Genomic DNA, 10,264 nt, shown 5'->3' with positions numbered 1-10,264 from the left:
GCGGGAGGCGTGGCCGGCGGAGCGCGGGCGGCCGCCCTCGCCCCGGCTCGCGCTCCGGCTCGCGCTCCGGCGCGCGAACCGGACGCGCACCGGGCCGGCATCCGGCGGCCGGAGGAGTCGCGCGCCCGGGTCCGGTGACGTCGCCTGCCCTGGGGGCCACAACTTCCCCGGTCGAAAGCCTTGTTGACACCCCGCGCTCCCTTTATAGTCGTAATGACCATGGTCAGGGTGACCATAAAGGGTCGCCATGAAAACAGGGGGCGCGGGAGTGGAGACGGGCAAGGGCCGCGCGCCGGGGGGTGCGGCACCCGAGGGCTATGACAAACACGCCTTCGAGCCCTTCGCCGTCACCGTCGACCTGGCCGTCCTGACCGTGCGCGCGGGCGCACTCCAGGTACTGCTGATCGAACGGGGCCAGGAACCGTACGCCGGCCGCTGGGCCCTGCCCGGCGGCTTCGTGCTGCCCCGCGAGTCCGCCGAGGCGGCGGCACGGCGTGAACTCGCCGAGGAGACCGGCCTGTCGGACCTCTCGGGACTGCACCTGGAGCAGCTGCGCACCTACACCGAACCCGACCGCGACCCCCGTATGAGGGTCGTCTCCGTCGCGTTCGCCGCCCTGCTCCCCGATCCGCCCGAACCGCGCGGCGGCGGCGACGCGGCACGGGCCGAGTGGCGCCCGTTCGACGCGCTCGGCCCGCTCGCCTTCGACCACGACCGGATCCTCGCCGACGCCCATGAACGCGTCGGCGCCAAGCTGGAGTACTCCTGCCTCGCCACGTCGTTCTGCCCGCCCGAGTTCACCCTCGGGGAGCTGCAGCACGTCTACGAGACGGTGTGGGGCACCGCGCTCGACCGGCCCAACTTCCGGCGCAAGGTCCTCGCCACGCCCGGATTCGTCGAACAGGTCCCCGGTGCCGCACGCCTCACCGGCGGCCGCGGCAAACCCGCCGCCCTCTACCGCGCGGGTGGCGCCAAGGTTCTGCATCCACCACTGCTGCGTCCCACCTCGTAAGGACGGCCCCGATGACCAGCACGACCCTGACCAAACGCGCCGCCACCGGTTCGCTCATCGGCCTGGCCCTCGGAGACGCGCTCGGGTTCCCCACCGAGTTCAACACCGTGCCCGCCATACTCGACAAGTTCGGCCCCTGGCGGCAGATGGCGCTGCCCCGGCCCGCGATCGTCACCGACGACACCCAGATGACCCTGGCGCTGGCCCACGGACTGCGCACCGCCATGGACCGCGGCCTGCTCGACCCGCTGCGCATGGAACGGCCGGTGCGCGAGGAGTTCGTGAACTGGTACCAGTCGCCCGAGAACAACCGGGCCCCCGGGCGGACCTGCCTGGTCGCCTGCGACCTCCTCAAGGACGAGAAGCGCCGCTGGCAGGAGGCCAGCCAGATCGGCTCCAAGGGCTGCGGCGCCAACATGCGCGTGGCGCCCGTCGGGCTCGTCCGCGGCCTCAGCGACGAACAGCGCGCGGGCGCCGCCCAGTTCCAGGCCGCCCTGACGCACGGCCACCCCACCGCGCTCGCCGCCTCGGACCTCACCGCGCACAGCGTCCGGCTGCTCTCCCAGGGAGCCGAGCCCGCGGAACTGATCGGCCTGCTGCTCTCGTACGCGCACGAGAACCGGTACCGCTACCACTCCCGCTGGCTCGGCGACCTGTGGACCTTCTCCCACGACGCCACACCCGAGGTGTTCATCTCCCGCGGCTGGGACGAGTGCATCGCCGTCCTGGGCAACCTCCGCCAGGCCGTGCGGACCGCGTCGCCCGAGGACGACCCCTGCCTGGCCACCGGCGAGGGCTGGATCGCCGAGGAGGCGTTCGCCACCGGTCTGCTGTGCTTCCTGATGTTCGCCGACGAACCCGTCACCGCGCTGCGCCGGGCCGCCTGCACCTCGGGCGACTCCGACTCCATCGCCTGCCTGACCGGGGCGTTCGCGGGAGCCCACCTCGGTTCCGAGGCCTGGCCGACCGACTGGGCCGACCGCATCGAGTACCACAGCGACCTCATGTCCCTGGGGGCGCTCTGGGATGCTTGAGCCATGACAGACGTCCTCGGTCCCGGCGCCGATCTCGCGAGCGTGGTGGGCGAACAGCCCGACCCCGTGCTCTTCGCCACCGTCTCCGGGGCGCACCTGTACGGCTTCCCCTCCCGCGACTCGGACGTCGACCTGCGCGGCGTCCACCTGCTGCCCACGGCCGCCCTCGTCGGGCTGGGCGAGCCGGAGGAGACCCGGTCGCGCATGTGGTTCCAGGACGGCACCGAGATGGACCTGGTCACCCACGACCTGCGCAAGTTCGTCCGGCTCATGCTGCGGCGCAACGGCTATGTGCTGGAGCAGTTGCTGTCGCCGCTGGTCGTGCGCACGAGCGAGGAACACCGTGAGCTCATCTCGCTCGCACCCGGGGTCCTCACCCGCCACCACGCCCACCACTACCGCGGGTTCGCGGCCACGCAGTGGCGGCTCTTCGAGAAGAGCGGCGAACTCAAGCCGCTGCTCTACACGTTCCGGGTGCTGCTCACCGGCGTCCACCTCATGCGCAGCGGCGAGGTGCAGGCCGATCTGCCCACGCTGGCCGGACAGATCGCCTCACCCGCGTATCTCCCGGACCTGATCGCCGCGAAGGCGGAGCGCGAGCACGGGCCCGCGGACATCCCGCGTGACCGGGTCGAGGAGGACGTCGAGAGGCTGCACGTCCTGCTCGACGAGGCACAGGAGGCCTCCGAACTGCCGGACACCGCCTCCGCGTTCGACGCGCTGCACGCCTTCGTCGTCAGGGTCCGCCTGGACGGTTTCGGGGGAGGCGAGGACATGGTCCCGGGCGGACTAACGGTGTCCGGCGGCGTCCCGGAGCGCTGAGGCCCGGCGGGTCCGGATCAGGAAGTCCTCCACTCGCGCGTGGTCCGGCTCGGGCGGGAGCGGGCTGCGGACGGCCGCCTCGTCGGCCTCCGTCGCCAGCCGGAGCATCCAGCGCTCGACCTCGCCCCAGGACACCTCGCCCCGCTTCACCGCGAGGAGCGGCTCGCGCAGCTCCCCGACGTCGATCGTCAGGGACCCGGTGCGCAGCAGGTCGCGGGAACTCGTCAGCAGGCGCAGCAGATGCATGGCGTGCTTCCAGCGCGGGGCGCCGTGCGTGCGGACGTCGGCCTCCAGCTTCTTGCGCTGGCCCACGGCGTAGCGGGCGAAGGTCTCGTGCGCCTGACGGGAGAGGAAGGCCTGTCGCAGGGCGAGGAGTTCGCGGCCCGAGTCGTCCACGTACTCGACGAGGGGGGAGTGCAGGCACTCCAGGATGTTCGGGTTGGCGCGCAGCGCGAGCGCGCAGAACCGCTCCAGTTCCCAGCTGAACTGTTCCGGTGCCGGGCCCTCGACATGCGTCGGCGGCTTCTCGAAGCGCCAGAACAGCGCGGTGGGGGCGAGGAAGACGCCCCGCAGGTCCGTGTCGCTGTCGTCCGTGGCCAGCCCGAAGGCGCGTGACCCCATCACGCAGGAGTAGACCGTGTGCTCACGCACCAGGGAGAGCCCGGCCGCCGGGACCGCCGGGACCGCCGGCGCGGACGCGTCGGACGGCGAGGACGGCGTTGGCGGCACCGCCGGTGCCGGGGACGCCGGCCGCGTCGGGGCTGCCTGGGGTACGGGGGGCTCGGAGCGCATGCCAGGAGCGTACGGGCCCTCTCACGCCAGCCGGATCGAGTTTCCCTGCACGGTGATCTTCTCCGCGGGCAGCGGACGCGGCGCGGGACCGGCCTTCACCGCCCCGTCCTGGACACTGAACTTGCTGCCGTGGCACGGGCAGTCGATCGTTCCGTCCGCCACCTTGTTCACCAGGCACCCCTGGTGGGTGCAGACCGCCGAGAAGGCCTTGAAGTCGCCCTTCGCCGGCTGGGTGACCACGACCTTCTGGTCCTTGAAGACGGTGCCTCCGCCGACCGGGATGTCGCCGGTCGTGGCGAGCTGCTGCCCGCTGGACGCCTTCGGCGACGTGTCCGAGGAGCCGTTGCCGTCGCTGTACTGGCTGCACGCCGCGAGCAGCGCGGACGCGCCCGTGGTGAGGATCACCGTGCGTCGTGTCGAGCGGTTGGTCATGTCGTCACTCCGAACGTACGGAAGAACCAGAAGGCGGACGTCAGCCAGAGCGCGGTGAGCACGGCGAAGACGAGGCCGCCGACGAGGGGCAGCAGCCAGCCGGGCAGACGCTCCGAGCGGAGCAGCAGCATCTTGGCACTGAAGGCACCGAAGAAGAAGCACCCCAGGAGCGAGTGCCACATGACGCGCGTGCTGTACGTCTGATAGCCCAACGCGTACAGACAGTGCACCGCGACCGGCACCGCCACCAGGAACGCGACGCGCCCCGACCACCGGTGCAGCGTCGCCGCCCAGGGCGGGCCCGGCAGCTTTCCGTACATCATCAGCGCCGACACGAGCTGCACGAGGGCGAAGAAGAACGCCGTCGTCGCCAGCCAGGACTTGACGGCGCCCGTGCTGCTGAACCCGGCGAGGTTGAACGCCGTTCCCGCCGGGTCGTGGACCTTGCCGTAGACACCGAGGGCGACCGCGACCACCGCGGCGACCAGGGCCGGGACGAGGTAGCGGGCGGCGCTCGGGCGGCCGTGGCCGGGCGGCGGGGAGGGGAAGCCCTGGGTGGCGGCGTTCGGGTCCACGGTCATGAACGGCTCCCTCTGGAGGAGGAGGTCAGGGGGTGACGGGACGGGCGATGATCTTCTGGCCGTCGATGGTCACGGCGCCGGTCTCCGGGTCGATCTCGGGCGCCGCCGACGGCGTGCCGTCGCGTTCGACGACGCCGACCTGCCGTCCGCCGGGCAGCACGATCCAGCCGCCGTCGATCTTCGCGCCGCGCACGCTGGCCGTCGCCCGGTACAGGCCGGACGGCTTGACGGCCCGGTCGGCGGTGAACGCGTACCGCTGCCCGCCGACGTCGGCCGTGCCGCGGATCAGCTTGTCGTCCTTGAGGGTGCCGCTCAGTTCGTCGCCGTTCCCGCCCGTGAGCTTCATGGTGCCGTCGTCCTCGACGTCACCCTTCAGCCAGGACTCCTTGTCGTGCCCGTCGCAGAAGTAGGCGATCGCCTTGCCGCCCCGCAGGGAGACCGCGACCGCCGAGGAGTCGTCGTCGGTGCGGCCGGCGTAGTCGGCGTTGGGCACGGCGCCGCGGGACGGAGACGGACTCGGCGACTGCGACGGAGGGGCGGAGGCCGGTGGCACGGTGGCCGACACCGAGACGCCCGGCGACGCATCCTTGTAGGGGTTCGAGGTGCTCTTCGTCCCCGTCGTCGCGTTGAGAGTCAGCAGGAACACGCCCAGCACGAGCCCCGCGAGGAGGGTGAGAAGGGGTCCTGGTCGCTTCATCCGGTCCTCCCCCGGCGCGGGCCGCCTGCCATGAGCCATGAGAGCGGACGAGCGCGCCCGCGTCCAGAGGCGCACGGGCGCGTTCTCACCGGAAGTGACGGAATGGGGCGATTCGGGTGACATCGATATGGCCGGTCCACCGGCGCGGGCCGCGTTCGGCGCGTGGCCCGCGTCTCGTCAGGCGGGCGCCGCGCACCCGCGCGCGAGGGGCTGACTACGCTGGTGTGACACGACATGCACACAGATCAGCGAGGAGCATCACCGTGGCGGTACGAGCGGTCCGGGGCGCCGTCCAACTGGAACGGGACGAGGCCGGACACATGGACGAGCAGGTCAGCGAGCTGCTCACCGCCATCCTGGAGCGCAACGCGCTCACCACGGACGACCTGATCAGCATCTGGTTCACGGCGACCCCCGATCTGCACAGCGACTTCCCGGCCGCGGCGGCGCGCAAGCTCGGCATCGTCGACGTCCCGCTGATCTGCGCGCAGGAACTGGACATCGAGGGCGCGATGCCCCGGGTGGTCCGTGTTCTCGCCCACATCGAGTCCGACCGGCCGCGCGCCGACGTCGTCCACGTCTACCTCGGCGCCGCGGGCGCACTGCGCAAGGACATCGCCCAGTGAGGACCGCGCTCGTCATCGGAACCGGGCTGATCGGCACGTCCGCCGCCCTCGCGCTCGCCGCCCGCGGCGTCGTCGTCCACCTCGCCGACCACGACCCGGAGCAGGCCCGTACGGCGGCCGCGCTCGGCGCCGGCACGGACGAGGCACCCGAGGGGCCGGTCGACCTCGCGATCGTCGCCGCACCGCCCGCGCACGTCGCCGCGACCCTCGCGGACGCCATGAGCCGCGGTCTCGCCCGCGGCTATCTCGACGTCGCCAGCGTCAAGGGCGGCCCCCGCCGCGAGCTGGAGGCGCTCGGCCTCGACCTCACCCCGTACATCGGCACCCATCCCATGTCGGGCCGCGAGAAGTCCGGCCCGCTGGCCGCGAGCGGCGACCTCTTCGAGGGCCGGCCCTGGGTGCTCACCCCGACCCGGGACACGGACACCGAGGTCCTGAACCTCGCCCTGGAACTGGTCTCGCACTGCCGTGCCGTGCCCGTCGTCATGGACGCGGACGCCCACGACCGCGCCGTGGCGCTCGTCTCGCACATGCCCCACCTGGTGTCCAGCATGGTCGCCGCGCGCCTGCAGCACGCGGAGGAGACGGCGGTACGGCTCTGCGGGCAGGGCATCCGCGACGTGACCCGGATCGCGGCCTCCGACCCCCGGATGTGGATCGACATCCTCTCCGCGAACCCGGGCCCCGTCGCGGACCTCCTCGCGGACGTCTCCGCCGACCTCGACGAGACCGTCCAGGCCCTGCGCGCCCTGCAGTCCTCCGACGAGGCCAAGCGCCGCGAGGGAGCCTCCGGCATCGAGGACGTCCTGCGCCGCGGCAACGCTGGCCAGGTCCGCGTCCCCGGCAAGCACGGCTCCGCGCCGCGCGTCTACGAGGTCGTGGCCGTCCTCATCGACGACCAGCCCGGTCAGCTCGCCCGCATCTTCGCCGACGCGGGGATGGCCGGCGTCAACATCGAGGACGTACGCATCGAGCACGCCACCGGTCAGCAGGCCGGTCTGGTGCAGCTCATGGTGGAGCCGAAGGCCGTGCCGGTGCTCTCCGCGGCCCTGCGGGAGCGGGGCTGGGCGCTGCGCCAGTAGGACCGTGGCCCTTCCCGGTGAACGGGCGCCGGGAAGGGCCAGTAATACGGGGTCCGCGGGGCCGGTAACCTTGTGCGGGGCGCGCTCGCGTCCCGCAGAGACCTCCACCCCGCACCAGGAAGGTGTTCCCACCGTGGACAACGGCGCCGCCCGTACCGCTCCGGCTGTGATTGTCGCCATCGACGGCCCCTCCGGCACGGGCAAGTCGAGCACCTCGAAGGCCGTGGCCGCGAAGCTCGGTCTGAGCTACCTGGACACGGGGGCGCAGTACCGCGCCATCACGTGGTGGATGGTCAGCAACGACATCGACATCACGGACCCCTCCGCGATCGCCGCCGCCGCGGGCAAGCCGGAGATCGTCTCCGGCACCGACCCGGCCGAGCCGACCATCACGGTCGACGGGACCGACGTCGCCGGCCCGATCCGTACGCAGGAGGTCACCTCCAAGGTCAGCGCGGTCAGCGCGGTGCCCGAGGTGCGTGCCCGCATCACCGAGCTGCAGCGCGCGCTCGCCGCGTCCGCGCAGGCCGGCATCGTCGTCGAGGGCCGGGACATCGGCACCACCGTGCTGCCCGACGCCGACCTGAAGATCTTCCTCACCGCCTCCCCGGAGGCGCGTGCCGCCCGGCGCAGCGGTGAGCTGAAGGGCGCGGACATACACGCGACCCGTGAGGCGCTGGTCAAGCGGGACGCGGCCGACTCCAGCCGCAAGACCTCCCCCCTCGCCAAGGCGGACGACGCGGTCGAGGTGGACACCTCCGACCTCACGCTCCAGCAGGTCATCGAGTGTGTCGTCACCCTCGTCGAGGAGAAGCGGGCCGCCAAGTGAGCGCACCCTCCGCGAGACGCGCCGACGTCGGGCGCCGCATCGGCGTCGGCCTGATGTACGGGCTGTGGAAGCCGCGCGTGCTCGGCGCCTGGAAGGTCCCCGCGACCGGCCCGGCGATCCTGGCCGTGAACCACTCGCACAACATCGACGGGCCGATGGTCATGGGCGTCGCGCCCAGGCCCACGCACTTCCTGATCAAGAAGGAAGCGTTCATCGGCCCGCTCGACCCGTTCCTGCTGGGCATCGGCCAGCTCAAGGTCGACCGGGAGATCGCCGACCGTGCCGCCATCACGGACGCCCTCGGCGTCCTGGCGTCCGGCGGAGTCCTCGGGATCTTCCCCGAGGGCACCCGGGGCGAGGGCGACTTCGCCTCGCTGCGGGCCGGGCTCGCGTACTTCGCGGTGCGCAGCGGAGCCCCGATCGTCCCCGTCGCGGTACTGGGAAGCTCCGAGCGGACCAGCCGGCTGACCAAGGCGCTGCCCCCGCTCCGCAGCAGGGTCGACGTCGTCTTCGGAGACCCCTTCGAAGCGGGCGACGGCAGCGGCCGGCGCACGCGACAGGCGCTGGACGAGGCCACCGGCCGCATCCAGAAGCACCTCAGCGCCCACCTGGACAACGCCAGACATCTGACCGGACGCCGGGAAAACGCCGGGCGCCCCGTCGGGCGTTAGGCGACACTTAGTAGTGGATCACCCGGTTTTCGTGGTGGTCCACCGATCACCACGATTGAACGACGAGGTACGGACTTCATGAACGACCACATCCAGCCCGACGGCTCGGCAGAGCACGATCACGGGGCGCTTGGCGATGCCGAGTACGCGGAGTTCATGGAGCTCGCCGCGGAAGAGGGCTTCGACATCGAGGCCGTCGAGGGCGCGATCGAGGAGGCGGGCCACGGCCCGCTGCCCGTCCTCGCCGTCGTCGGCCGCCCGAACGTCGGCAAGTCGACCCTGGTGAACCGCATCATCGGCCGCCGCGAGGCCGTCGTCGAGGACAAGCCCGGCGTCACCCGCGACCGCGTCACCTACGAGGCCGAGTGGGCGGGCCGCCGCTTCAAGCTCGTCGACACCGGCGGCTGGGAGCAGGACGTCCTCGGCATCGACGCGTCCGTCGCCGCCCAGGCCGAGTACGCGATCGAGGCCGCCGACGCGGTCGTCTTCGTCGTCGACGCCAAGGTCGGCGCGACCGACACCGACGAGGCGGTCGTACGCCTTCTCCGCAAGGCCGGCAAGCCCGTCGTCCTGTGCGCCAACAAGGTCGACGGCATGAGCGGCGAGTCCGACGCCTCGTACCTCTGGGCCCTCGGGCTCGGCGAGCCGCACCCGGTCTCCGCGCTGCACGGCCGCGGCACCGGCGACATGCTCGACGCCGTCCTGGAGGCGCTGCCCGAGGCCCCGGCGCAGAGCTTCGGCACCGCGGTCGGCGGCCCCCGCCGCATCGCCCTCATCGGCCGCCCGAACGTCGGCAAGTCCTCGCTGCTGAACAAGGTGGCGAACGAGGACCGCGTGGTCGTCAACGAGATCGCGGGCACCACCCGTGACCCGGTCGACGAGCTCATCGAACTCGGCGGCATCACCTGGAAGTTCGTCGACACGGCGGGCATCCGCAAGCGCGTCCACCTCCAGCAGGGCGCCGACTACTACGCCTCGCTGCGCACCGCCGCCGCCGTCGAGAAGGCCGAGGTCGCGGTCATCCTGATCGACGCGTCCGAGACCATCTCGGTGCAGGACCAGCGCATCGTCACCATGGCCGTCGACGCGGGCCGCGCCATCGTCCTCGCCTTCAACAAGTGGGACACCCTCGACGAGGAGCGCCGCTACTACCTGGAGCGGGAGATCGAGACCGAGCTCGCCCAGGTGGCCTGGGCGCCCCGGGTGAACGTCTCGGCTCGCACCGGCCGGCACATGGAGAAGCTCGTCCCGGCGATCGAGACGGCCCTGGACGGCTGGGAGACCCGCGTCCCGACCGGCCGTCTGAACGCCTTCCTCGGCGAACTGGTGGCCGCCCACCCGCACCCGGTCCGCGGCGGCAAGCAGCCCCGCATCCTGTTCGGCACTCAGGCGGGCACCAAGCCCCCGCGGTTCGTGCTCTTCGCCTCCGGCTTCATCGAGCACGGCTACCGCCGCTTCATCGAGCGCCGGCTGCGCGAGGAGTTCGGCTTCGCGGGCACGCCGATCCACATCTCGGTGCGGGTGCGCGAGAAGCGCGGCGCGAACAAGAAGAAGTAACGCCCACGGGCGAAGCGGGGTGGGGGGGGGGCCGGGGGGCGCGGAAGAGCCCGGCGCCGGCCTCGCCGCCGATCAGGCCGCCGAGGTGACCGAGCCAGCTCACCCCCGGTGTTCCGGGCACCGCCACGG

General features: G+C 72.2%; 12 protein-coding genes. 8 read left to right on the top strand and 4 right to left on the bottom strand.

All coding sequences use genetic code 11. The annotated features are described in order from the left end of the window. Positions 1-247 precede the first annotated feature (247 nt). The 3 genes from ACFXGX_RS30850 to ACFXGX_RS30840 are packed head-to-tail and all read left to right on the top strand — an operon-like array spanning position 248 to position 2,868. On the top strand, positions 248-1,012 hold the full coding sequence (locus ACFXGX_RS30850; protein ID WP_384797485.1) for an NUDIX domain-containing protein: 765 nt from the start codon (positions 248-250) through the stop codon (positions 1,010-1,012). Between the two features lie 11 nt (positions 1,013-1,023). Beyond that, positions 1,024-2,046 (top strand): ADP-ribosylglycohydrolase family protein, encoded by a 1,023-nt coding sequence (locus tag ACFXGX_RS30845; RefSeq protein WP_384797482.1) that lies wholly within the window; start codon positions 1,024-1,026, stop codon positions 2,044-2,046. A gap of 3 nt (positions 2,047-2,049) precedes the next feature. After that, a complete protein-coding gene (locus ACFXGX_RS30840) occupies positions 2,050-2,868 on the top strand; it encodes a DNA polymerase beta superfamily protein (protein ID WP_384797479.1) in 819 nt (272 codons plus the stop codon). Here ACFXGX_RS30840 and ACFXGX_RS30835 read toward each other — a convergent pair. The 4 genes from ACFXGX_RS30835 to ACFXGX_RS30820 form a co-directional block, all read right to left on the bottom strand. Further along, positions 2,836-3,489: a DNA polymerase beta superfamily protein gene (locus ACFXGX_RS30835; protein WP_384797541.1), complete on the bottom strand. Its 654-nt coding sequence runs from the start codon at positions 3,487-3,489 to the stop codon at positions 2,836-2,838. The genes ACFXGX_RS30840 and ACFXGX_RS30835 overlap by 33 nt on opposite strands. 192 nt (positions 3,490-3,681) lie before the next feature. Continuing rightward, positions 3,682-4,092 carry a Rieske (2Fe-2S) protein gene (locus tag ACFXGX_RS30830; protein WP_384797475.1) on the bottom strand — a complete coding sequence of 137 codons (411 nt, stop codon included), beginning with the start codon at positions 4,090-4,092 and terminating at the stop codon, positions 3,682-3,684. After that, complete coding sequence (locus ACFXGX_RS30825) at positions 4,089-4,673, bottom strand: DUF6529 family protein (protein ID WP_384797472.1); 585 nt, start codon at positions 4,671-4,673, stop codon at positions 4,089-4,091. The genes ACFXGX_RS30830 and ACFXGX_RS30825 overlap by 4 nt, the downstream gene beginning before the upstream one ends. 25 nt (positions 4,674-4,698) lie before the next feature. Next, the gene (locus tag ACFXGX_RS30820) at positions 4,699-5,370 is read right to left on the bottom strand and encodes a hypothetical protein (protein WP_384797469.1); all 672 of its coding nucleotides are present in this window, start codon (positions 5,368-5,370) and stop codon (positions 4,699-4,701) included. Between the two features lie 263 nt (positions 5,371-5,633). Here ACFXGX_RS30820 and aroH point away from each other — a divergent pair, with 263 nt between their 5' ends. The 5 genes from aroH (at position 5,634) to der (ending at position 10,135) form a co-directional block, all read left to right on the top strand. Then, entirely contained in the window at positions 5,634-5,996 is a 363-nt protein-coding gene (gene aroH / locus ACFXGX_RS30815; protein WP_037628600.1) for a chorismate mutase, read from the top strand. After that, positions 5,993-7,078, top strand: a complete 1,086-nt coding sequence (locus tag ACFXGX_RS30810) for a prephenate dehydrogenase (protein ID WP_384797465.1) — start codon at positions 5,993-5,995, stop codon at positions 7,076-7,078. The genes aroH and ACFXGX_RS30810 overlap by 4 nt, the downstream gene beginning before the upstream one ends. Positions 7,079-7,211: 133 nt before the next feature. Then, a complete protein-coding gene (gene cmk, locus ACFXGX_RS30805) occupies positions 7,212-7,907 on the top strand; it encodes a (d)CMP kinase (protein ID WP_384797462.1) in 696 nt (231 codons plus the stop codon). Continuing rightward, on the top strand, positions 7,865-8,578 hold the full coding sequence (locus tag ACFXGX_RS30800) for a lysophospholipid acyltransferase family protein (protein WP_384797459.1): 714 nt from the start codon (positions 7,865-7,867) through the stop codon (positions 8,576-8,578). The genes cmk and ACFXGX_RS30800 overlap by 43 nt, the downstream gene beginning before the upstream one ends. 78 nt (positions 8,579-8,656) lie before the next feature. Then, positions 8,657-10,135, top strand: coding sequence for a ribosome biogenesis GTPase Der (gene der / locus ACFXGX_RS30795; RefSeq protein ID WP_384797456.1), 1,479 nt, complete (start codon positions 8,657-8,659; stop codon positions 10,133-10,135). The last annotated feature ends 129 nt before the right edge of the window (positions 10,136-10,264 follow it).

It is taken from the genome of Streptomyces sp. NPDC059371 (assembly GCF_042751995.1).
GTDB lineage: Bacteria > Actinomycetota > Actinomycetes > Streptomycetales > Streptomycetaceae > Streptomyces.
The sequence above is the reverse complement of the archived record's forward strand: the minus strand, read 5'-3'. Positions and strand labels throughout refer to the sequence as shown.